This window comes from Ruegeria sp. ANG-R, from assembly GCF_000813985.1.
Classification (GTDB): domain Bacteria; phylum Pseudomonadota; class Alphaproteobacteria; order Rhodobacterales; family Rhodobacteraceae; genus Ruegeria.
In genome coordinates, this window is record NZ_JWLJ01000001.1 from 1,168,449 (window position 1) to 1,190,194 (window position 21,746).

Genomic DNA, 21,746 nt, shown 5'->3' on the forward strand with positions numbered 1-21,746 from the left:
GCGGTAACCCGATGCAAGTAAAGTTGCGCAAAGTGTTGGGTCCATGCACAAAACTCTGTCTGTTCTTCTGATTTCCACGATGGCTCTGTCCGCCTGCAACAGCTGGCGCAACTCCAGCGCGAATCCATCTAACTGGTTTGGCAGCAGCACACCCAGCCCATCCGAGGTTTCCCCCGATGATGCCGATGCGCTGGTTCCGCAAAAAGGCGATGGAAAGGGATTGTTCGCCCGCCCGGATGCTGAAGACAACAGCGTACCAATTGCCATAATTGACGAGTTGCGGATCGATCCCATCCCCTCTGGCGCGATAATATATGCTGCCGGCACCGCTGCGCGACAGGGCGCATACAATGCGCGGTTATCGCGCGTCGAATCTGAAGAACTCACAAAGGACGGCGTTATGGAGTTCACCTTCCGTGTGGATTATCCGGATTACGCCACCCCACAGGGTACCGAGCGGTCCAGAATGGTGTCGGACGCCGTCAATGTAAGCAAACAGGAACTAGAGGGCATTCGCATGGTTCGGGTCAGAGGCCAGCAAAATGCGCTGGAATCACGTCGACGCTAAAGCGATACGACCTGTACCGCCTGCCCCTTGGCCGCCAGAGCGATCTTGCCCTCGCACAGCTTTAGCGCATCTTCGCCAAAAACCTCGAACCGCCAGCCTGACATGGCCGGCACTTCACGCTCTCCGGCGGCGATCTGATCCAGTTCAGCGCTGGACGCGATCAGTTTCGCGGCGACGCCTGCGCTTTCGGTCTTCGACTTCAGGAGAACGCGCAACAAATCTGCCAGCGCCGGATTTACCCTGAGTTTGTCGCGGCTGTTGTCAACCTGCGGCAACCGATCCTGAGGGCAGCTTATGCCCCGCTTCACCGCAGCCAGAATACCATCCGCAATCGCCCCTTTGCGTGCCTCGCGCAGCAACAGACGTGACCCGCCCAAATCAGAGGGTGTTTTGGGCTTCGTCGAAGCCATCTCGATCAAAGCGTCGTCCTTGAACACTCTGCTGCGAGGCACGTTGTTTTCCTGCGCATAAGCTTCGCGAAACTGTGCCAGCTCTCGCACAACAGCAAGAAACTTGGCCGAATTGGTTCTGGTCTTGACCCGGCGCCACGCCTCTTCCGGCCTTATGTCATAGGTCTCAGGTCGGGTTAGGATGCGAAGCTCTTCCGCAACCCAATGATCCCGCCGCGTCTTTTTCAGCTCATCCGCCAGATGTTCATAGATTTTTCGCAGATGGGTGACATCGGCAAGCGCATACGATTTCTGTGCATCTGTCAGAGGGCGCCGCGACCAGTCGGTGAACCGAGAGGTTTTGTCCACGCCTTCCTTGCAGATCTTTCGAACCAACGTCTCATACCCGACCTGCTCACCAAAGCCACAAACCATTGCGGCGACTTGCGTATCGAACAGCGGCGTCGGGAAGACGCCGGCATCGACCCAGAAAATCTCCAGATCCTGCCGCGCCGCGTGGAAAACCTTGACCACGCTTTCGTCCCGGAACAACTCATACAACGGTTCCAGAGACATGCCATCGGCCAGAGGGTCCACGAGAACCGCACTGTCAGAATCCTCTGATGGCACAGCAAGCTGCACCAGACAGAGCTTTGAATAATAGGTTCGTTCGCGCAGAAACTCGGTATCTACAGTGACATAAGGGTATTGCGAAGCAGCCGAGCAGAATGCGGCCAGCTCTTGCGTCGTTGTCAGGGTTTTCATGCGCGGTGCTGTTCTTGCTTTTGGTTATTGTGACTGCCCGTGTCGTCCTCGTCCCGAGCGATATGCGACCATAAGACGAATAACCTGCGCGTGTAAATCACCCCACGACGTCAGGGCAACAGAACCGGGTCTTTGTTGCCCATACAATAACGACGCAGGACTGCGGGATAGAGCTTATGCTCCCACGTCAAGACTCGGGCAGCGAGTTCCTCGGGCGTGTCGCCTGCCCTTATCTCCACACGCGCCTGACCCAAAACCGGTCCGTCATCCAATGCGGCGGTAACCTCATGAACCGAGCATCCATGCTCGGAATCACCTGCTGCTATCGCGCGGGCATGTGTGTTCAGGCCCTTGTACTTCGGCAAAAGCGAGGGGTGAATGTTCAACATCCGACCTTGAAAGCGCGAAACGAAATCTCCGGTCAGAACACGCATGAAACCTGCCAGACAGATGATATCCGGCTGCGCTGCCTGCAGCGGCTCAAGCAGTTCAGCCTCAAACGCCGCGCGATCACCGCCAAACGACCGATGGTCAACCGCGGCCGTGGGGATACCACGCTCTGCTGCTTTCTTAAGCCCGCCCGCCTGTGGATCGTTTGACAAGACCAGACAGGGTCGTGCCGGATGATCTCCGCTCATGCTGTCGACCAGCGACAGCATGTTCGATCCGCCGCCGGAAATCAGGATCGCGACGCGCTTTTGGCTCACAGCAACTTGCCTGAATATGCGACGCCCGGCGTTTCAGTGACAAGACCGATCCGCGCAACGGTTTCACCCGAGTCGGCAAGCAAAGCGGTCAGGTCATCAGCCTGCTCAGCCGCGCAGGCAACGATCATGCCGATACCGCAATTGAAGGTTTTCAACATCTCGGATTCGGCGATCCCACCGGTCTCGGCCATCCATTTGAACACAGATGGCAAGTCCCAGGCGTTCAGATCGATCCCTGCCCCGAGACCCTCGGGCAGAACGCGCGGCAGATTTTCGGTCAGACCACCGCCGGTGATGTGGGCAAGCGCATGGACGCCGCCTGCCCGGATCGCCTGCAGCGCGGGCTTTACATACAGCCGCGTGGGGGTCAGCAGCGCCTCGCCCAATGTGCCGCCGCCAAAGGGCGATTCCGCATCCCAGTCCAGCCCCGACATCTCAACCAGCTTGCGCACCAGAGAGTAGCCGTTGGAATGCACACCGTTCGAGCCCAGCCCCAGCAGAACATCCCCTTGCTGCACGCCCTCGGGCAATGCCGTGCCACGCTCCATCGCGCCGACTGAGAACCCGGCCAGATCGAAATCGCCATCGGGGTACATTCCCGGCATTTCGGCGGTTTCGCCGCCGATCAAGGCACACCCTGACTGAACACAACCTTCGGCAATGCCTTCGATGATCCGCGCGGCGGTATCTGTATCCAGCTTGCCGGTGGCGAAATAGTCCAGGAAAAACAGAGGTTCAGCGCCCTGACAAATCAGGTCATTGACACACATCGCCACCAGATCGATGCCCACACCATCAACGACCCCGGTATCAATCGCAATCCGCAGCTTGGTGCCCACGCCATCAGTAGCACCCACCAGAATCGGATCTTCATAGCCTGCGGCCTTAAGATCGAACAGGGCGCCAAAACCACCCAAACCGCTCATCACACCCGACCGATTGGTGCGCTTGGCTGCGGGTTTGATCCGATCGACCAGAGCGTTGCCTGCGTCGATATCTACACCTGCGTCTGCATAGGTGATTCCGTTCTTGCCCGCTGTCATGGCCAGTCCCTCATGAGTGCTTTGCGCGCGGGTTATTCGATTGTGGCCCATGTTGCAACGGTCAGGCTTGACGCGGCCAGTGATCGTGATACCCAAGGCGTCATGGCGGGCCTGTAGCTCAATTGGTTAGAGCAGAGCGCTCATAACGCTTTGGTTGGGGGTTCGAGTCCCTCCGGGCCTACCACTTCACCGCCCAATCACGATATCCGCGCATAGCCCGCCCAGTCTTTCACTGCTGCCGAGCCGCAAGATGCCACCATGCACGCGGGCAATGTCGGCGACGATCGCAAGCCCGAGACCGACTCCACTGCCCTGATTCTGGTTTCGGGCCGGATCAAGCCGTGTGAAAGGCTTCACCGCTTCTGTACGCTGCTCAATCGGTATACCGGGGCCGTCATCTTCAACCCGAATGCGAAGTGATTTTGGCGTCAAAGACAGGCTGACCTCAGCCCGCGACCCATACCGAGTGGCGTTCCCGATCAGATTCTCCACCGCTCGGCGCATCGCCGAAGGGCGCAACATCGCCGTTCCCTGCCCCTCGACCGAAACCAGTTCAACCTGCTGACCCGCACGTTGTGCATCATCAACAATCTGGCTGAGCCAGATTTCAGGCTCAACCGACTCTGGTGCGCTTTCCACGGCTCCGCGAGAGAAGTCGAGAAACGCATCCAGCAGCGACTGCATCTCGTTTACGTCCTGCAACAAAGGCGCAGCCTCATCCTCGGGCAACATAGACAGGCCCAGTTTAAGGCGCGTCAGCGGTGTGCGCAGATCGTGGCTGACCCCGGACAGCATCAGCGTACGCTGCTCGATCTGCCGCTCGATTCGGGAACGCATGTCGACAAACGCATTGCCCGCCGCGCGCACCTCGATCGCGCCTCCGGGTGAATACGGCACAACGCGTCCGCGGCCGAATGCCTGCGCCGCATCGGCAAGGCGCGTGATCGGGCGCAATTGGTTCCGCATGTAGAGAAAAGAGATCGAAGTCATCAGCGCCGCAAAGAACACCATTGTCACGATCAACTGATGCGGCGCCGTCGGTGACAGGCGCCGACGGTCAAATCCCAGCTCAAGCACGCCCAGATCAGTCGACAGGAAAAGGCGCACGTCCTGCCCATTGGGCAGTGCAACATACTCTGTCTCGGGTAGAAGCGCGTGCAGTTCCGAAGCCACCTGCGGCGCAATGAAGTCGTACCAGCGGCGAGAACCCGTCTGCGGCTCTTCGTTCGGGGGCAGGAATCGTGCCGACATGTTCAACACCGACAGGTCCTGCCGCGCGGCTGCCAACGCCTGTTGCTGGGTTTCCGAATCCTGCATGACGTCAAGCACCAGACTCACCTCGCGGGCGGCGGTACGGGCCATCTGCGAGGTCACGTCCTCGAGATGTTTCTGAAGAAAAGCAATCGCCACGACCAACAGCACAACGATGACTGGCAGCGCCAGAATTAGCGCGGCACGCGCATAAAGACTGCGCGGCATATAGGGTTTGAGCCATTGCGTCGACATGCGCTAAACCTAGCGGGCTGCCCGGAGAAGAGAAAGAGGTCAGAATGCAAGCCCCCGACGATTTCAACCCGTCCCCCGGACGAGCCGTTGAGCTTGCTCGCGGCCTCAGACGCGTGCTGGCACCCAACCCTTCCCCGATGACGTATCGTGGTACGAACACTTATCTTTTAGGCGAGAGAGACATTGCCGTCATCGATCCGGGCCCGCTGAGCGATGCGCATTTGCAGGCCATTCTCGATGCGCTGCGACCCGGCCAACGGATAAGCCACATCTTCGTGACCCACACCCATCTGGATCATTCACCTCTGGCTGCGCCGCTTTCGACCAGAACAGGCGCACCGGTTCTGGCGTTTGGCGGACCGCAGGCCGGACGCAGCGATGTTATGAGCGAACTGGCACAGAATGGCCTTGCTGGCGGTGGCGAGGGAATCGACTCTGATTTCCACCCCGACGTCGAGCTTGAAGACGGCGCGCAGGTTGCGGCGGATGGCTGGCAGCTAGAGGTGATTCACACTCCCGGTCACTTGGGTAACCATATCGCGCTGGCATGGGGCGATGTCTGCTTTACGGCCGATCACGTCATGGGATGGGCCAGTTCACTGGTCTCGCCACCCGACGGGGATCTGACGGATTTCATGGCCGCATGTCACCGCTTGCGCACGCAGGAATGGTCGGTCTTTCATCCCGGCCATGGCGCCCCTGTCACCGCGCCGGATCAACGTCTGGACTGGTTGATACAACACCGCCTGACGCGTGAAACCCAGATCCTTGAAGCTCTCTCTCAAGGCCCCGCCACTGCCCGGCAGCTTGCGCAACGGATCTATACTGAAACTCCGGCAGCGTTGCTGCCCGCGGCCGAAAGAAATGTCTTCGCCCATCTGGTCGATCTGACCGGCAAATCCCGCGTGGTTCCCGCTGACACGCTATCGGCGACGGCCCGTTTTCGCAGGATCAATTAACCACGGATTTTTTTCGCAGCCATGCGCTTCCCCTCTGGACGACGAAAAACCGGATTGCTATACGCGCGTCAGTTCCGGCGTAGCTCAGCGGTAGAGCAGTTGACTGTTAATCAATTGGTCGTAGGTTCGATCCCTACCGCCGGAGCCAATTTCCTCATAAAGCTCAACCTGCTTCACCACGGTGATGAGTTACTTTTTTTCGAAGAAAAAAACTCTGCGAACCCTCTGGACGCCGTAATTCCAGGTTGCTATACGGCGCGAACCGTTCCGGCGTAGCTCAGCGGTAGAGCAGTTGACTGTTAATCAATTGGTCGTAGGTTCGATCCCTACCGCCGGAGCCAATACCCCTAAAAAATTGCTTATTCCATCAGGATATCGCTGAAATCCGCGCGCAGTTGGCGTTTTAGAATCTTGCCCGTCGCGTTGAGTGGCAGTGCCTCCACGAACACGACCTTGTCAGGCACCTGCCAAGTGGCGATTTTGCCATCGAAGAAATTCAGCAAATCCTGCTCGCTCGGGTCTTCGCCCTCGGCTTTGACGGCAACAAGCAGCGGGCGCTCGTCCCATTTGGGGTGCGGCACCCCAACGACTGCCGCCGTGGCCAATTGCGGATGAGCAACGGCGATGTTTTCAAGCTCAACCGAACTGATCCACTCGCCCCCCGATTTGATGATGTCTTTCGAACGGTCGCGAATCGTCATGTAGCCATCCGGGTCAAGCGTTGCCACGTCTCCGGTTGCGAACCACCCGTCCTGCAGCAACTGCTGGTCCTGCATAAGATAGTAGCTGTCCAGAACCCAAGGCCCCCGAACCATCAGATCGCCCTGTGTCTCTCCATCATGAGGCAGAGCGTTGCCGTCATCATCCACGATCTTCAACTCGACGCCGAAGGGCGGACGCCCTTGGTTCTCGCGTAACTTGTGCTGCGCCTCGACCGGCAGTTCCAAATGCTTGGCGAGTGGATAGTTCGTCGTCCCCAGTGGGCTCATCTCGCTCATTCCCCACGCATGGACGGTATCGACACCGTAAGTTTCCCGGAATGTTTCGATCATTGACGGCGGACAGGCGGCCCCGCCGATAACCGTGCGCTTCAGGCTTTCGAGCTTCGATCCACTTTGGGCAGCATGTGTCAAAAGCCCCTGCCAGATCGTCGGAACACCCATCGCCAACGTCACACCGTAGGTATCGATCAGATTGACCAGCGCCTCACCATGCAGACCGGGGCCGGGCATGACCATGCGCGACCCGGACATGGCGCTTGCATAAGGTGACCCCCAGGCATTGACGTGGAACATGGGCACGACGGGCATCACCACATCCATGGCCGAATACCCGATCACGTCACATGTGTTCGAGGCAAAGCTGTGCAGCACGGTAGAGCGGTGAGAATACAGCACCCCTTTGGGGTGGCCCGTGGTACCGGAAGTGTAGCACAGGCTCGAAGCCGTGTTTTCATCAAAGCTGGGCCACGCGTAGCTCTCTGTACCGGTCTCAATCAGCTCATCATAGAACATCAGGCCGGGCACCTGCGACAGCGCCGCGTCGTCTCTTGGTCCCATCAACACGAAATGGCGCACCTCGGTCAGGTGTTCATGCAGCGCGGTCACCAATGGCAGGAAAGTCGCGTCGAAGAACAGCACCCGGTCCTGCGCGTGGTTAATGATATAGGTCAGTTGCTCGGGGAACAGCCGTGGATTGATCGTATGGCAGACAAACCCCGCACCCGAGACGGCGTAGTAGATCTCAAGGTGTCGGCGATTGTTCCAGGCCAGCGTGCCAACACGATCCTGCGGCTCAAGCCCCAGATTGGACAGGGCCGAGGCCATCCTTCGTGCATTTTGCGCGACGCCAGCCCAGTTGGTCTCGGCAACGGTTCCGTCGGTCTCGACCGAGATAATCTCGGTCTGACCATGATAGCGTTCCGCGTGATCAATCAGTGACGAAATCAGCAGCGGCTGCGTCATCATCTGTCCCAGCATGGACATCCCTCCCATTGTCGGCATCGCGCCACCCTGGCCGCGCCGCATTTTCAACCAAATTCCGACCGGGCCATACAGGATGGCACGTCTGTGGTTTCTTGGTTACGACCCTGCCAAGGTTTCAATTGTCTGACAATAAAAGAATGCGACGCGTCACGGCGTCAATCGCGATGCCGCAACGCATAGGATACTAGCGCTGCGGTCGACCCGTCCTTGCCTTCGGCACTGACCTCCCCCTCAACAATCGGACCCAGAGAAGTTGCCAGCTCTTTGCCCAACTCAACCCCCCATTGGTCGAAGGAATTGATGCCAAGCAGCACGCCCTCGACAAACACACGGTGCTCATAAAGCGCGATGATCTGGCCCAGGACATAGGGGGTAAGTTGCGGGTAAATCAGCGTGGTTGACGGGCGATTTCCCGAAAACACGCGATGGCGCGCCTGCCGTTCAAGCTCATCTCCGGTCAGGCCATTTTCGGCCATTCGCGCGCGTGCTTCATCCAATGATCTGCCACGCATCAGAGCCTCGGACTGAGCAAGACAATTGGCCAGAAGCAGATGATGGTGATGGGCCAGCTCGGGCTCATGCCCATTTGCCGCCACCATGAACTCGCACGGGATCACATCCGTGCCCTGATGGATCAATTGGTAAAAGGCGTGCTGCCCGTTGGTTCCGGGTTCACCCCAAACCACAGGCCCCGATGGCATGGTCAGGGTGCTTCCATCCATCGCTACGGATTTACCGTTCGACTCCATCTCAAGCTGCTGGAAATAGGCAGGCAGCCGCAGCAGCCGTTGGTCGTAGGGCAGAACCGCCCGGCTGGCATGGCCAAGCACCTGACGGTGCCAGACCCCGACAAGCGCCAGCATGACCGGGACATTCTCAGCCCACTCGGCGGACTGGAAATGCACATCCATCGCCTGCCCGCCCCTTAGAAAGGCGTCAAACGCATTTGAACCGACGGCGATCATCACAGGCAGACCGACCGGCCCCCAGACCGAGTAGCGCCCACCGACCCAGTCGGCGAAGCCGAATACGCGCGCCTCGGGAATGCCAAAGGCCTGCGTCTTATCGACTGCGCTGGACACGGCGGCAAACTGTTGCGCCGGATCGCCACCACCATCGATCATCCAAGCCCGCGCCGTCCGCGCGTTGGTCATTGTTTCGATGGTTGTGAAGGTCTTGGATGCGACAATCACCAACGTCCGCTTGGGGTCAAGCGGGCGCAACGTATCCGCGATATGCGCCCCATCCACGTTCGAAACGTAATGTAGCTTTGGCCCATCGTGATAAGGTGCCAAGGCATGAGTTGCCATGACAGGCCCAAGATCTGATCCACCAATGCCGATGTTCACCACGTCGGTGAAGCTGCCACCTGCCCCTTTGATCGCACCACCGCGTACTTCCTCGGCGAAGACACGCATTCTTTGCAAGGTCTCAAGCACGCCAGGCATCACGTCCTGACCGTCGACCTCAACCGGCCCGCCATCAAGGTTGCGCAACGCGGTATGCAGCACCGCCCGCCCTTCGGTCTCGTTGATCTTTTCGCCCGCAAACATCGCTGTTCGACGATCCGCCAAATGGGCCTGATCGCAGAGCCGGATCAAAGCTGACCGGATATCTTCGTCGATTTGAGTCTTTGAATAGTCAAACAGCAAATCGCCGACAGAGGCGGAGAAGCCTTGTGCCCGGTTCGAATCTGCATCGAACAGGTCGGGAATCCGACGCCCGTTTGCGGATGCCGCGAGAGCTCTCAGTCGATCCAGTTGCATCACGACTACTCCGCCCAATGAACGGTCATGCCACTCAGGACAGCCGCGATCGGCGCCTCCTCCGGAGGCAAGGACATGGCACGCTCCAACGCATCGCGTTTGGCTTCGCCAAAAATAACAAGATGTTTCGACAGCGCGCCCTCCAGCACCGGCGCGGTCAGTGTGATCCGTGCCTCGGGCTGTACGTCCGTCCGCGCCACAGCCAGTGTCGGAGCGTGGCTGTCCAACGCCGCCGACAAGCCCTCCATTCCTGGGAAGAGCGAGGCTGTGTGCATATCCTCGCCCATCCCCAGTACCAGCACCGACAAAGGCAGGACCGGGGTAATCAGGCTTTCGATCTCGGGCAGGACCGCCTCGGGCTCACGACCTGCGACAAACAAAGGAATATATTGCGCGGCCGAAGCGCGGCTGGTCAGCAACCGTTCGCGGATCAAGCGCTCGTTCGAGCGTTCGTGATCCCCCGGTACGCAGCGTTCGTCCGTAGGCAGAACCTGGACGCGATCCCACTCAAGATCCGCTGCACACAAGCCGTCGAACACCGGCCCCGGGGTGGTACCTCCGGGAACAGCCAGCGAGACCGTATCATGGTGCAGCAACGCGAGCTCCAGATCCCCGGCCAGTGCATTCGCAACATCAATGGCCAGCATGTCACGGTCGGCGTATTCTTTGATATTCATGGGTTTATTCCTTGCCAGCGGCGGTGGTCTCTTTTCATCAGCAATTCGGCATCGCCCGGGCCGGTGCTGCCGTTCTCATAGGGTTTGGGAACATCACCGCGCGCCTGCCAGCCCGCGATAATCGGATCGGTCCAGGCCCATGCCGCCTCGACCTCATCGCCGCGCATGAACAGCGTCTGGTTGCCACGAATGACATCCATCACCAGCCGCTCGTAAGCGTCGGGCGGGTCTTGGTTCTCTGGCCCCAGTGCCTCGGCAAAGCTCATGTCCAGCGGTACGTCGACCAGTCGCATTCCACCCTGCCCCGGCTCTTTGATCGTCACCTTCAGGGTGATGCCTTCGTTCGGCTGCAACCGGATCGACAGTGCGTTGGCATGGCGCCCGGCCTCTTCCCCGAAGATCGAGTGCGGCGCGTCCTTGAACATCACATTGATGACCGACGACCGCGCCACCAGTTCTTTGCCCGTGCGCAGATAAAACGGAGTTCCCGCCCATCGCCAGTTGCTGACATGCGCACGCAACGCGACATAGCTTTCCGTCGTGGACCTCGGGTTTCCGACAACCTCACGGTATCCGCGGCCATCCGCGCCGCCTGCGAACTGGCCGCGCACGATATGGTGCGGCTCAACCGGGTCCAGCGCGCGGATCACCTTGAGTTTTTCATCGCGCACCGCGTCCGGATCAAACTTTGCGGGCGGCTCCATCGCGATCAGACACAGAAGCTGCATCAGGTGGTTCTGCATCATGTCGCGCATGGCGCCGGCGCGCTCATAGTATTCCTCACGCCCGTCAATGCCGACGGTTTCCGCCACGGTGATTTGAATGTGATCGACATACTGGCTGTTCCACAGAGGCTCGAACAGCATGTTACCGAACCGAACCGCCATCAGATTCTGAACCGTTTCTTTACCCAGATAGTGGTCGATCCTGTAGATTTGCCCTTCGTCGAAATGAGCTGCCAGCGTCGCATTCAGCGCACGCGCACTTTCCAGATCGTGCCCAAAAGGCTTTTCGACGACGATACGGGTTTGAGGGGTGGCCAGATTGTGTGCCCGGATCTGTTCGGCCAGCGGGCCAAACAAACGCGGGCCCACCGAAAAATAGAAGGCCCTGATACGATCCGCATTCAGCATTTCAGCCAACTGGGCCCAACCTTCTTCGGTCAAAGCGTCAAGCGAGACATATTCCACGCGCTGCAGAAAACCGTTCACAGCCTCCTGATCTTTTGCCCGCTTCGGTGCGTGCTGGCGCAATGATTCGGCCACCATCTCGCGAAAGCCATCAACAGTCAGAGCGCCGCGCGCCGCGCCGATGATCCGGGTGGCCTCGGGCCACTGCCCGGCACAGTAGCGACGAAACAGCGCCGGAACGATCTTGCGCTGTGCCAGATCGCCGGTTCCGCCGAAAATGACCAGATCAAACGGGTCTACAGGGATGACGCGAGAAACCATGGCTTTTCCTTACCTTGCCGCTTGAGGCATGTCCAATGTTAGCGCAATCAGTCAGCAAGTTTCTTCCCACATCAAAACTCTGTCAGCAAAGGCGCAGCCTACTTAACTAAACCGGCGCAAACGGTTAAGTCAGATCGACCAACGCACAGAACCGGATACCGGAATGAAAGACAACGCCTCACGGGCCGCCAATATCGGAAAGTTCCAGAACAGTCTGGTGACAGCGGACGGGCAAACGCGCGCCTCGGTTTCGCTGACCAAGCCCGAGACGTTATGGTTCAACACCGGGACGCTGTGCAATATCGAATGTGTGAACTGCTATATCGCCAGCAGCCCCACCAATGATGCCTTGGTTTACATCACTGCAGACGAAGTGCGCGAGTATCTGGATCAGATCAAAGCTCGCGGATGGCCGGTCCGCGAGATCGGCTTTACGGGTGGTGAGCCGTTCATGAACCCCGAGATGATCGATATGACCCGTGCCGCGCTGGAACGTGGATACGAGGTTTTGATCCTCACCAACGCCATGCTGCCGATGATGCGTCAGAAAATGCGCAATGGATTGCTGGGATTGCAGCGGGATCACGGTGACAAGCTGACCCTTCGTGTTTCGGTTGATTACTACCGCCCGGAACTTCATGATGAGGAACGCGGTACGGGCAGTTTCGCCAAAACCCTGACGGGGATGGAGTGGCTCAGGGACAACGGTTTTAAGATGGCCATTGCCGGGCGTACGGTCTGGGGCGACACGGATGCAGAAAGCCGCGCGGGCTATAGCGCGTTTTTCGAGAAGCATGGTTTTGAGATTGATGCTCAGAATCCGGCGCAAACCGTGCTGTTCCCCGAGATGGACGATACCGTGGAAGTGCCGGAGATTACAACCGCTTGCTGGGGAATCCTGAACAAGTCCCCCGATGCGGTCATGTGCGCCAGCTCCCGCATGGTCGTCAAACGCAAAGGTGCTGACCGCCCGGCGGTTCTGGCATGTACCTTGTTGCCCCACGCACCGGAATTCGAATTGGGTGCGAGCCTTGCCGAAGCCGAAGTGGACGTGCACCTGAACCACCCCCATTGTGCCAAGTTCTGTGTGCTTGGCGGGGCAAGCTGTTCGGCCTGAGACCTAGTTGACCCGAAACTCTCCGACCATGTTGCGCCATTCCCCCGGCGCGATCATCTTACGGTGCGTGAACCGGACCGAGTGCAGCGGTCCTTCAATCTCTTTCTGCCAGAATTCCACGAATTCGAACAGCTTCGGATGGTCCGGAGCTAGGTCGTAATCCTGCCAGATGAACGTGTTCAGTACGTGAATATAGTCGGGCATGTGGTAGAAGAATTCCGCCGTGGTCAGCCCGTACCCCTTAAGCATGAGTTCAGTTTCACTTTGCGCCATGCAGACCTCCAAACTTGTTACAAGGTCTACTCAGGGTAACACGGAACCCTCCTAATACTTAGATAACAATATGTTACTCTGGTGTTACCGACCTAATTTGGCCGCGGAGCGGTTGCTTGCTTGCACCTTATATGCCGGGTCTGATAAAGTGTATCCACAAGATATAGATCAAGAACAAGACACGGGCAGCCTACGTGAGCGATACGCCAGAAATCCCTGAAAACATGGACGAAACCCCACCTGAGCGCCCCGTTTATGACGGCCCGACGGTATCCATCGAATCCGAAATGCGCACGTCCTATCTGGACTATGCGATGTCGGTTATCGTCAGCCGCGCGATCCCCGATCTGCGCGACGGGCTGAAGCCGGTGCACCGGCGTATCCTCTATGCGATGCACGAAACCGGGAATACCCATGACAAGGCCTATCGCAAGTCGGCCCGTCCGGTCGGCGACGTGATGGGTAAATACCACCCGCACGGTGACAGTGCGATCTATGACGCGCTGGTACGGATGGCGCAGGATTTCTCGATGTCGTTGCCGCTGCTGGATGGTCAGGGCAACTTTGGCTCGATGGATGGCGATAACCCGGCGGCCATGCGTTACACCGAAGTGCGGATGGATAAACCCGCCGCCTCCCTGCTGGCCGATATCGAAAAAGAGACGGTCGATTTTCAGGACAATTACGACGGCAAGGATCGCGAGCCGACTGTTCTGCCCGCTCGTTTCCCCAACATGCTGGTCAACGGGGCCGGCGGTATCGCCGTTGGTATGGCGACCAACATCCCGCCGCACAACTTAGGCGAAGTGGTTGATGCCACGCTGGCGCTGATCGACGACCCCGACCTGACCTCTGAGCAACTGATCGAATATGTCCCCGGCCCCGATTTCCCGACCGGTGGTGTGATGCTGGGCCGGTCCGGCGCGCGCAAGGCCTATCTGGAAGGCCGTGGCAGCGTCATCATCCGCGCTAAGACCCGCACAGAGGAAATCCGCAAGGATCGTTACGCCATCGTCGTCGACGAGATCCCTTATCAGGTGAACAAGGCCGCGATGATCGAAAAGATCGCCGAGGCTGTGCGCGAGAAGCGGATCGAAGGTGTGTCCCACGTACAGGACGAATCCGACCGCAACGGTGTACGTGTGGTCGTTGAACTGAAACGCGACGCAACGCCCGAAGTGGTGCTGAACCAGCTTTATCGTTTTTCGCCGATGCAGACCTCGTTCGGCTGCAACATGCTGGCCTTGAATGGTGGTCGGCCCGAACAGTTGACCCTGCGCCGCTTCCTAACGTCGTTCATCGACTTCCGCGAGGATGTTGTTGCACGTCGCACCGCATACGACCTGCGCAAAGCGCGGGAACGTAGCCACATCCTGTGCGGTCTGGCTGTGGCGGTCTCGAATGTCGACGAGGTGGTCGCCACGATCCGCTCATCGGCAGACGCTGCCGAGGCGCGTGAAAAGCTGATGACCCGGCGCTGGCCTGCAGCTGATATCGAGGGCTATCTGCGCCTGATCGACGACCCTCTGTCGAAGATGAACGACGACGGCACCTATAACCTGACCGAGATTCAGGCCCGTGCCATCCTGGAATTACGCCTTCAGCGTCTGACCCAGCTGGGCGTCAAAGAGGTTACGGACGAGCTGGAAGAACTCGCCGCCAAGATCAAGGAATATCTGGATATTCTGTCGTCACGCGAGCGCATCATGTCGATCATCGGCGATGAGCTGCGCAGCGTTCGCGACCAGTTTGCCGTTCCACGCCGCACCGAGATCGTCGACTGGTCCGGCGACATGGAAGACGAGGACCTGATCGAGCGCGAAGACATGGTCGTGACGGTCACGTCTGGCGGCTATATCAAGCGGACGCCTCTGGCTGATTTCCGGGCGCAAAAGCGCGGCGGCAAGGGCCTGTCGGGGATGCAGACCAAGGAAGAGGATGTCGTGACTAACCTCTTCGTGGCGAACACGCATACGCAGCTGCTGTTCTTCACCACCGAAGGTATGGTCTACAAGCTTAAGACCTGGCGCCTGCCGCAGTCCAGCCGGACCGGTAAGGGCAAAGCGATCGTCAATATCCTGCCTATCCCGACCGGGGTTTCCATCGCTGCGATCATGCCTGTGGATGTGCCGGATGAAGAGTGGGAAAACCTGCAAATCGTCTTCGCCACCAGCGCGGGCGACGTGCGCCGCAACCGTCTTTCGGATTTCACCAACGTGCGCCGCAACGGCAAGATTGCGATGAAGCTGCCCGAAGGTATTGAACTGGTGAATGCCCGCATCTGTTCAGAAGATGAAGACGTGATGCTGGTCACCAATTCGGGTCGCGCGATCCGATTCCGCACCACCGATGTGCGCGTCTTCAACTCACGCGAATCCACCGGTGTGCGTGGCATCAAGCTGACCAATGGCGACCGCGTCGTCTCAATGTCCGTGATCCGGCATTTCGAGGCGACCTCGGACGAGCGTGCCGCCTATCTCAAGATGCGCCGTCTGATGGCCGGTGTCACCGATGAGGCCGAGGCGGATGAGGATGAAGGCAACGCCGACAGCGTGCTTCCGCAGGAACGCTATGCCGAAATGTCGGCCGCCGAAAACCTGATCCTGACGATCACGGCTGGCGGAGCGGGTAAGCTGAGTTCCAGCCACGACTATCCGGTTCGCGGACGTGGCGGCATGGGTGTCGCGGCCATGGACAAGGCCATGCGTGGCGGTGAACTTGTCGCCTCCTTCCCTGTTGAGCTTGACGATCAGATCATGCTGGCCACATCCAAAGGTCAATCGATCCGGGTTCCGGTTGATGGAATTTCCTTCCGCTCTCGCAGCGCCGGTGGCGTGAAGGTTTTCAATACCGGTAAGGGCGAAGAAGTCGTCAGCGTCGCCTGGATCGCCGATCAGGGCGACGAAGAAACCGAAGAATAACATCTGTTATCCCCCAAAAAACGCTGTTCCTTCCGGAGCAGCGTTTTCTTAATCTCTAAGCAGGTTGCTTACCGCCCATAACCGATCCTGCCCCCAAACGCTCTCACCACCGACGCGGAAGCTGGGGACACCCCATAACCCGATATCTTGCAGCCTGTTCTGATTGGTTTCCACTCGGTCGCGCCAGTCAGTATTACTGAGCAGCGGTTGCGCCACTCTCCAGTCCAGACCGGATTCGGCCACGATCCGAGACAAGCCCTTATCCGTCGCGGCATCCACGCCCGCTGACCAAACAGATCGCATGAATGTCGAGCAATAGGCTGCCAACCGGCCCTGAGAGTCCGCGTAGTCGAACAGGGCGTACCCTCGCTCGACCCCTGTGCCCAGCGGATCGCAGATACGACCAAATGGAATGCCAAGCCGTCGCGCCTCGCGTGCGCAATCCCGAAGGATATAGCGGGACTTGACCCTGGGAACCGGCAATCCACGCATGAGCATCGGAAGCACGGGTCGCAAAGATAGTTTCGCGCCATGCCTTCGGGCAAGTCGTTGAACCCGATCAAATGCAAGATAGGAGTAAGGACTCCGAAACGAGAAGAAGAACTCCAACTCCTTTTGAGGAGCCTTTTGAAGGTTCATCGGTAAATCGGGTGGTGGAAGGATCGACGCGCCATCGGCACCTAGCCCAAGTTGCTGCAATCTGTGCTCCAGATAGTGCAAGCGGTCTGTACCCCAATACCATTCACCACCGTAGTAGAATGTCGCGCCGAGATAGTGTCCCAGTTTGGCAAGCGTCTGATCCCCACGCGCCATGACCTGCGTCGGAGTGACGGATTCTCCTGAAGGCAAAGGACCACCGGACCAAAGTGCCGCGCTGATCTTTCTCAACCGTACGCTGAAGTCTTTAGCGCCCAGACAGGCCGCCAACAGGCCGTTGGCTCTGGTCACGGCTTGCCGATCAGGAATCTGAGGAACCTGTAAACCCAACTGCTGCGCCACACGCATCGCATCTTTCTGCGCATTGTGCCCGTGGGCCAATGGATCAGGGATTGCATCTAGGGGCGGACCCGAAATCAGATGGGGGCGCAGTCTGATGTCAAAGCGGTCCTGAAATCGCTGCAGAATCTGTGCTGTCAGACTGCTATACGGGTCCGCTGTGTCGTGGAAATAGTGAACGTCGTGATCCGCGTTGCGAATCCTGCGGCGCAACTCGTGCAGTCGCCTGCGTCCATTTAACAGGCTACGGCTTGTGACCACTGCAGCCAATCGGGACTTTAGTGTTGAATCAAGCGACAACGGGCTCTCCGAACGGTTTAGCCGCTCCAGTCTATTCGTTGCTGGACCGAACGCTATAAAGCCACACAGCAATGTGAGCGGAGACGACTATAAACCGTAGAGCCCGCCAAATTTGCCTTCAAGATATCCCAGCAGAGGTTCCGGTCCCGGCTCTACTCCGCTGGCGCGTTTGATGACCTCGCGCGGCGCATAGAGCCCGCCGAATTGCTGAACGTTCTCGCGCAGCCACCCGGTCGCACCCGAAGTGTCTCCTTGGGCCAGCTGCGCATCCAGGCCCGGAACAGCAGTCTGCAGCGCCTGATAGAGGCATCCCGCATAGACATTACCAAGCGAATAGGTCGGGAAGTAGCCAAAGAGCCCAACAGACCAATGCACATCCTGCAGACATCCATTTGAGGGCTTGTCGACCGCGTATCCAAAATCGGCCGCGAAGCGGTCGTTCCACGCGGCCTCAAGGTCGCCGACCTGCAGATCACTCGCCATCAGCGCACGCTCCAGATCAAAACGCAGCATGATATGCAGGTTGTACTGAACCTCGTCCGCTTCGGTTCGAATATAGCCGTTATGGACGCGGTTGACCGTGGCGTAAAAGGCGTCGGCATCCGCGACCCCGAAATCGCCAAACGCCTCTTTCATCTGCTCGAACAGCCAACCGGTAAAGGCACGGGACCGGCCCAACTGGTTCTCATAGATCCGGCTCTGGCTTTCATGCACGCCCATGGACACGCCCCGCCCCAATGGCGTCAGCAGATAATCCGGGTCGATACCCTGTTCATAGGCCGCATGGCCCACTTCGTGGATGGTCGAATAGAAGCAGTTGAACGGGTCGGTTTCACTGGTTCGGGTGGTGATACGGACGTCCAGCCCGCTTCCCGAGCTGAACGGATGCACGGCTTTGTCCACGCGACCGTTGTTCAGGTCATAACCGAATGCAACGGCCAGCTTCTGGGACAGCCTCATCTGAGTCAATTCATCAAAGCTGCCGGTTAGCGCCGCAGGTTCAGGCCGGTCCAGAACCGCGGCACGCAGGGCGACCAGACGCGGGCGCATCTGCTCGAATATCTCGGCGATTTGGGCTCCGGTTGTGTAGGGCTCGTAATCCTCGACCATGGCATCATAGATGTCGCCACCCTGAGCAAGCGCAGCACCTTCTTCGCGTTTGAGCGAAACGACCTCTTCCAGAACAGGTAGGAACGCCGAAACATTTTCATCCGCTCTGGCCTGCGCCCACTTTCCCTGCGCCTCAGTCGTGACGCGCGCAATGGCTGTTGCCAGATCCGACGGAACCTTTACCGCGCGCTCATAGGCGCGGCGTATCTCCCGCAGTTGGGCTCGATCGGCCTCGCTGGTCGCATATGCGCTCTCCAACCATTCCGCGACACGCGGGTTGGAACGACGTGCGTGCAGGACGGATTCGATCGCGGCCATTTCCTCGGCCCGCTGAGAGGCTGCACCGCGTGGCATCACCGTTTCCTGATCCCACCCCAGACGTCCGGCAATCTGCCCAAGGGCCGAGGTTTGGCGCTGATAGGCCATCAGATCGTTGAAAGCTGTCATTTAGGTCATGCTCCGCGCAGTGAGGTTGCAATGGGATAGGCCGTCAGAAAACGTGCCCGCAGGATCAGTGTCCAGACAACGACGGCCATGAACTGATGGAAGATGGCGATTTGCCAAGGCGCGCCATAGACAACAGTCAAGACACCAATGACGACCTGAAGAGACAGGGCCGCGAACATGGCGTTAAAGGCAAAGCGCGTCTGTGGGTGTGCACTTGTGCCGCCGCGCCGCCAAACAACAACACCAAAGGCAAACAGCAGATATCCGGCGCAGCGGTGAATGAACTGGACCAGGCCCGGACTTTCAAAGAAGTTGCGCCACATCGGTTCCAGCATTGTTGCGTCCGGCGGCAATATCTGACCGCCAATCAAGGGCCAATCGGTATAAGATCTGCCAGCGTCGATCCCGGCCACAAGCGCACCGATGAGTATTTGCAAAAAGGCGAAATGCATGAGCCCGGTCGACAGAGAATACAGCCTGACCTCTTTGGCACGGCGTGCCTGCATCAGGTCCCGTTCCTCGCGTCCCAGTTCAAAGATGTACCACGCCAGAAAACCAAGAATAACGAAAGCCAGCCCGAGATGGATTGCCAGGCGATAGCTGGCCACGGCAATCATCCCCTCGCCCTGCGTCACGCCCGAGGCGACCATCCACCAGCCGACAGCGCCCTGAACGCCACCCAGTGCTCCTGGGATCAACAAGCGCCCGGTCCAACCTGTCGGTATCTTTCGGGCGGCGAGGAAACCAAAGAAGCCAAGCGCCCAGACCAGACCGATCACACGGCCCAACTGGCGGTGGCCCCATTCCCACCAGTAGATGGATTTGAAATCGTCCAGCTCCATCCATTGGTTCTGTATGCGCCATTGATCGATCTGTTTATACTTATCGAATTCAGCTTGCCAGTCGGCCTCAGAGGTCGGCGGGATAGCTCCGGTGATCGGACGCCATTCGGTGATCGACAGGCCGCTATCTGTCAGGCGGGTCAGACCACCGACCGCGATCATGATCACGACAAGCGCAAACAGGATCATAAGCCAGACGCGAATGGCCTGCCGCGCGCCGCCGCGCCCGCGATCGATCATGCCCGGTTGAACCGCCTGCGGTTTTTCAGTGTCTGAGACGTCTTCGAAGATGCTGCGCTTACCGCTCATGCTGTCCTCTTGTGCCTTGGATTTCGTCGCAAGCTAGGTTGACTTGGGGGCGAGGTCCAGCCTCAGCCCCGATCCTTCCAGCGGACCATCTGACGCATCACCCCGTGCAGCATCTGCACATCCGCCCGCGTCATCCGCATCCGTGACCATAGATTGCGAAGGTTTGTCTTCATCCCTTCGGCCTTTTCGGGCGGGTAGAAAAAGCCCGCCTCCTCCAGCCGGTCCTCATAGTGCTCGACCAGCTTCTCGACCTCTATCCCGGTTGCCCAATCTCCCTTGCCCAGATCGGTGGTCTCGTGCACCACGTCCCCACTCTGGCGCATCCATTCATAGGCTGTCAGCAACACACATTGGCCGAGATTCAGCGAGGCGTATTCCGGGTTCACCGGCACCGAAATAATCGCATTGGCCTTGGCGATATCCTCGTTCTCAAGCCCCGCCCGTTCCGGCCCGAACAGTACCGCGACCTTCTCGCCGGCGGCGACCTTTTCGGCGGCGACTTGCATCGCGCGTTCAGGGCTGAATACCGGTTTAGTCAGGCCCCGCTGCCGCGCCGTCGTTGCAAAGACATAGGTGCGATCCCCCAAGGCTCCGGCCAGATCGTCGAACAGCTGCGCCTCATCCAGCAACCGCCCGGCGCCGCTGGACATCGCAACCGCCTTGGGGTTCGGCCATCCATCGCGGGGTGCGACGATCCGCATCCGGTCCAGCCCGAAATTCCACATCGCCCGTGCGGCGGCGCCGATGTTTTCACCCATCTGAGGGCGCACGAGCACGAAGGACGGCTGGGATTTGTCGCTGGGCATCACGGACTCCAAAAACGTTCCGCCCGCTCTAATCTCCTCATACGGTCAGGGCAAGCCGCCCCTGCTTCTTCTGTTCCCAAATACCTCCGCCGGAGGCATAAAAGTTTGCTTCCCAGCCGCAATCCGCTAAACCCCGCGAAAGATTGAAAGCGAAGGACGCGCCAATGGACACCCCCGAGCAGCCGCAGATATACCTGATTACCCCGCCTACGATCACCCTGAGCACGTTCCCAGACCAGTTGGCCCGCGTGCTGGACGGGGCCGAGATCGCCTGCATCCGGCTTGCATTGGCCGGTAGCGACGAAGACACAATCGCCCGCGCCGCCGATGCCTGCCGCGAGGTTGCCCATGCGCGCGACGTGGCTTTGGTCATTTCGAACCATGTGCTGCTGGCGCAACGGCTGGGGCTGGACGGGGTGCATCTGGATGACGCAGCACGCTCGGTCCGGGCTGCGCGCAAGGAACTGGGCCAGGACGCCATCGTCGGCAGCTTCTGCGGCGCCTCCAGCCATGACGGCATGAGCGCTGGCGAAGGCGGCGCGGACTATGTGGCTTTTGGCCCTGTCGGCAACGCCGCATTGGGCGACGGAACCCGGGCCGAGCATGACCTGTTCCAATGGTGGTCCGAGATGATCGAGGTTCCGGTGGTGGCCGAAGGCGGACTGACCGAAGACCTGATCCGCGACCTGAGCCCCTGCACCGACTTCTTTGGTATCGGGGATGAGATCTGGTCGCAGGAGAACCCGCTGGACGCGCTAAACACGCTGATCGCCGCGATGCGCTGAACACCTTCGGCGTTAGCCCTTGCA

At 59.0% G+C, this 21,746-nt stretch carries 18 protein-coding genes and 3 tRNA genes; 8 read left to right on the forward strand and 13 right to left on the reverse strand.

Going from position 1 to position 21,746, the window contains the following annotated elements; translation table 11 throughout:
• Positions 1-43 precede the first annotated feature (43 nt).
• Positions 44-568 (forward strand): hypothetical protein, encoded by a 525-nt coding sequence (locus RA27_RS05805; protein WP_039535749.1) that lies wholly within the window; start codon positions 44-46, stop codon positions 566-568.
• Here the strand turns inward: RA27_RS05805 and rnd are convergent.
• The 3 genes from rnd to purM form a co-directional block, all read right to left on the reverse strand.
• Positions 565-1,722: a ribonuclease D gene (rnd, locus tag RA27_RS05810; RefSeq protein ID WP_039535750.1), complete on the reverse strand. Its 1,158-nt coding sequence runs from the start codon at positions 1,720-1,722 to the stop codon at positions 565-567. The two genes, RA27_RS05805 and rnd, sit on opposite strands and share 4 nt — an antisense overlap.
• Before the next feature lie 110 nt (positions 1,723-1,832).
• A complete protein-coding gene (purN, locus tag RA27_RS05815) occupies positions 1,833-2,429 on the reverse strand; it encodes a phosphoribosylglycinamide formyltransferase (protein WP_039535752.1) in 597 nt (198 codons plus the stop codon).
• Positions 2,426-3,472 (reverse strand): phosphoribosylformylglycinamidine cyclo-ligase, encoded by a 1,047-nt coding sequence (gene purM, locus RA27_RS05820; RefSeq protein WP_039535754.1) that lies wholly within the window; start codon positions 3,470-3,472, stop codon positions 2,426-2,428. Before purM ends, purN begins: the two co-directional genes overlap by 4 nt.
• A 107-nt stretch (positions 3,473-3,579) precedes the next feature.
• On the opposite strand from purM, the gene RA27_RS05825 reads away from it, so the two are divergent.
• Positions 3,580-3,656, forward strand: a tRNA-Ile gene (locus RA27_RS05825).
• Between the two features lie 2 nt (positions 3,657-3,658).
• Here the strand turns inward: RA27_RS05825 and RA27_RS05830 are convergent.
• Complete coding sequence (locus RA27_RS05830; RefSeq protein WP_039535756.1) at positions 3,659-4,978, reverse strand: ATP-binding protein; 1,320 nt, start codon at positions 4,976-4,978, stop codon at positions 3,659-3,661.
• Positions 4,979-5,022: 44 nt separating this feature from the next.
• On the opposite strand from RA27_RS05830, the gene RA27_RS05835 reads away from it, so the two are divergent.
• The 3 genes from RA27_RS05835 (at position 5,023) to RA27_RS05845 (ending at position 6,278) form a co-directional block, all read left to right on the forward strand.
• Entirely contained in the window at positions 5,023-5,937 is a 915-nt protein-coding gene (locus tag RA27_RS05835) for an MBL fold metallo-hydrolase (protein ID WP_039535758.1), read from the forward strand.
• A gap of 73 nt (positions 5,938-6,010) precedes the next feature.
• A tRNA-Asn gene (locus tag RA27_RS05840) sits at positions 6,011-6,085 on the forward strand.
• A gap of 118 nt (positions 6,086-6,203) precedes the next feature.
• A tRNA-Asn gene (locus RA27_RS05845) sits at positions 6,204-6,278 on the forward strand.
• A gap of 18 nt (positions 6,279-6,296) precedes the next feature.
• Here the strand turns inward: RA27_RS05845 and RA27_RS05850 are convergent.
• The 4 genes from RA27_RS05850 to zwf form a co-directional block, all read right to left on the reverse strand.
• Complete coding sequence (locus RA27_RS05850; RefSeq protein WP_039535760.1) at positions 6,297-7,916, reverse strand: long-chain-fatty-acid--CoA ligase; 1,620 nt, start codon at positions 7,914-7,916, stop codon at positions 6,297-6,299.
• A gap of 161 nt (positions 7,917-8,077) precedes the next feature.
• Positions 8,078-9,688, reverse strand: a complete 1,611-nt coding sequence (pgi, locus tag RA27_RS05855; RefSeq protein WP_039535762.1) for a glucose-6-phosphate isomerase — start codon at positions 9,686-9,688, stop codon at positions 8,078-8,080.
• A gap of 5 nt (positions 9,689-9,693) precedes the next feature.
• A complete protein-coding gene (pgl, locus tag RA27_RS05860; RefSeq protein WP_039535764.1) occupies positions 9,694-10,365 on the reverse strand; it encodes a 6-phosphogluconolactonase in 672 nt (223 codons plus the stop codon).
• Positions 10,362-11,816 carry a glucose-6-phosphate dehydrogenase gene (gene zwf / locus RA27_RS05865; protein ID WP_039535766.1) on the reverse strand — a complete coding sequence of 485 codons (1,455 nt, stop codon included), beginning with the start codon at positions 11,814-11,816 and terminating at the stop codon, positions 10,362-10,364. The genes pgl and zwf overlap by 4 nt, the downstream gene beginning before the upstream one ends.
• Positions 11,817-11,979: 163 nt before the next feature.
• On the opposite strand from zwf, the gene RA27_RS05870 reads away from it, so the two are divergent.
• Positions 11,980-12,933, forward strand: a complete 954-nt coding sequence (locus RA27_RS05870) for a radical SAM protein (RefSeq protein WP_039535768.1) — start codon at positions 11,980-11,982, stop codon at positions 12,931-12,933.
• A gap of 3 nt (positions 12,934-12,936) precedes the next feature.
• Here the strand turns inward: RA27_RS05870 and RA27_RS05875 are convergent, their stop codons facing one another.
• Positions 12,937-13,206, reverse strand: a complete 270-nt coding sequence (locus tag RA27_RS05875; protein ID WP_039535770.1) for an usg protein — start codon at positions 13,204-13,206, stop codon at positions 12,937-12,939.
• 194 nt (positions 13,207-13,400) lie between these two features.
• On the opposite strand from RA27_RS05875, the gene gyrA reads away from it, so the two are divergent.
• Positions 13,401-16,127, forward strand: coding sequence for a DNA gyrase subunit A (gene gyrA / locus RA27_RS05880; protein WP_039535773.1), 2,727 nt, complete (start codon positions 13,401-13,403; stop codon positions 16,125-16,127).
• 48 nt (positions 16,128-16,175) lie between these two features.
• Here gyrA and RA27_RS05885 read toward each other — a convergent pair whose 3' ends face one another.
• The 4 genes from RA27_RS05885 to RA27_RS05900 all read right to left on the reverse strand — a co-directional run bounded on the left by RA27_RS05885 (position 16,176) and on the right by RA27_RS05900 (position 20,937).
• Positions 16,176-17,423, reverse strand: a complete 1,248-nt coding sequence (locus RA27_RS05885; protein ID WP_039535775.1) for a DsbA family protein — start codon at positions 17,421-17,423, stop codon at positions 16,176-16,178.
• Between the two features lie 87 nt (positions 17,424-17,510).
• Complete coding sequence (locus RA27_RS05890) at positions 17,511-18,980, reverse strand: carboxypeptidase M32 (protein WP_039535776.1); 1,470 nt, start codon at positions 18,978-18,980, stop codon at positions 17,511-17,513.
• 5 nt (positions 18,981-18,985) lie between these two features.
• The gene (ctaA, locus tag RA27_RS05895) at positions 18,986-20,131 is read right to left on the reverse strand and encodes a heme A synthase (RefSeq protein WP_039535778.1); all 1,146 of its coding nucleotides are present in this window, start codon (positions 20,129-20,131) and stop codon (positions 18,986-18,988) included.
• A 62-nt stretch (positions 20,132-20,193) separates the two neighbouring features.
• The gene (locus RA27_RS05900; protein ID WP_039535779.1) at positions 20,194-20,937 is read right to left on the reverse strand and encodes an RNA methyltransferase; all 744 of its coding nucleotides are present in this window, start codon (positions 20,935-20,937) and stop codon (positions 20,194-20,196) included.
• Between the two features lie 164 nt (positions 20,938-21,101).
• Between RA27_RS05900 and RA27_RS05905 the strand changes: the two genes are divergently transcribed.
• On the forward strand, positions 21,102-21,722 hold the full coding sequence (locus tag RA27_RS05905; protein ID WP_039535781.1) for a thiamine phosphate synthase: 621 nt from the start codon (positions 21,102-21,104) through the stop codon (positions 21,720-21,722).
• The last annotated feature ends 24 nt before the right edge of the window (positions 21,723-21,746 follow it).

Bases quoted from the DNA above. Each gene is read 5' to 3' on its own strand.
- purM (WP_039535754.1), bottom strand. From the start codon at position 3,472: ATGACAGCGGGCAAGAACGGAATCACCTATGCAGACGCAGGTGTAGAT.
- RA27_RS05900 (WP_039535779.1), bottom strand. From the start codon at position 20,937: ATGCCCAGCGACAAATCCCAGCCGTCCTTCGTGCTCGTGCGCCCTCAG.
- RA27_RS05805 (WP_039535749.1), top strand. From the start codon at position 44: ATGCACAAAACTCTGTCTGTTCTTCTGATTTCCACGATGGCTCTGTCC.
- RA27_RS05875 (WP_039535770.1), bottom strand. From the start codon at position 13,206: ATGGCGCAAAGTGAAACTGAACTCATGCTTAAGGGGTACGGGCTGACC.
- rnd (WP_039535750.1), bottom strand. From the start codon at position 1,722: ATGAAAACCCTGACAACGACGCAAGAGCTGGCCGCATTCTGCTCGGCT.
- RA27_RS05835 (WP_039535758.1), top strand. From the start codon at position 5,023: ATGCAAGCCCCCGACGATTTCAACCCGTCCCCCGGACGAGCCGTTGAG.
- RA27_RS05890 (WP_039535776.1), bottom strand. From the start codon at position 18,980: ATGACAGCTTTCAACGATCTGATGGCCTATCAGCGCCAAACCTCGGCC.
- zwf (WP_039535766.1), bottom strand. From the start codon at position 11,816: ATGGTTTCTCGCGTCATCCCTGTAGACCCGTTTGATCTGGTCATTTTC.
- RA27_RS05830 (WP_039535756.1), bottom strand. From the start codon at position 4,978: ATGTCGACGCAATGGCTCAAACCCTATATGCCGCGCAGTCTTTATGCG.
- ctaA (WP_039535778.1), bottom strand. From the start codon at position 20,131: ATGAGCGGTAAGCGCAGCATCTTCGAAGACGTCTCAGACACTGAAAAA.
- RA27_RS05870 (WP_039535768.1), top strand. From the start codon at position 11,980: ATGAAAGACAACGCCTCACGGGCCGCCAATATCGGAAAGTTCCAGAAC.
- RA27_RS05850 (WP_039535760.1), bottom strand. From the start codon at position 7,916: ATGCTGGGACAGATGATGACGCAGCCGCTGCTGATTTCGTCACTGATT.
- pgl (WP_039535764.1), bottom strand. From the start codon at position 10,365: ATGAATATCAAAGAATACGCCGACCGTGACATGCTGGCCATTGATGTT.
- pgi (WP_039535762.1), bottom strand. From the start codon at position 9,688: ATGCAACTGGATCGACTGAGAGCTCTCGCGGCATCCGCAAACGGGCGT.
- RA27_RS05905 (WP_039535781.1), top strand. From the start codon at position 21,102: ATGGACACCCCCGAGCAGCCGCAGATATACCTGATTACCCCGCCTACG.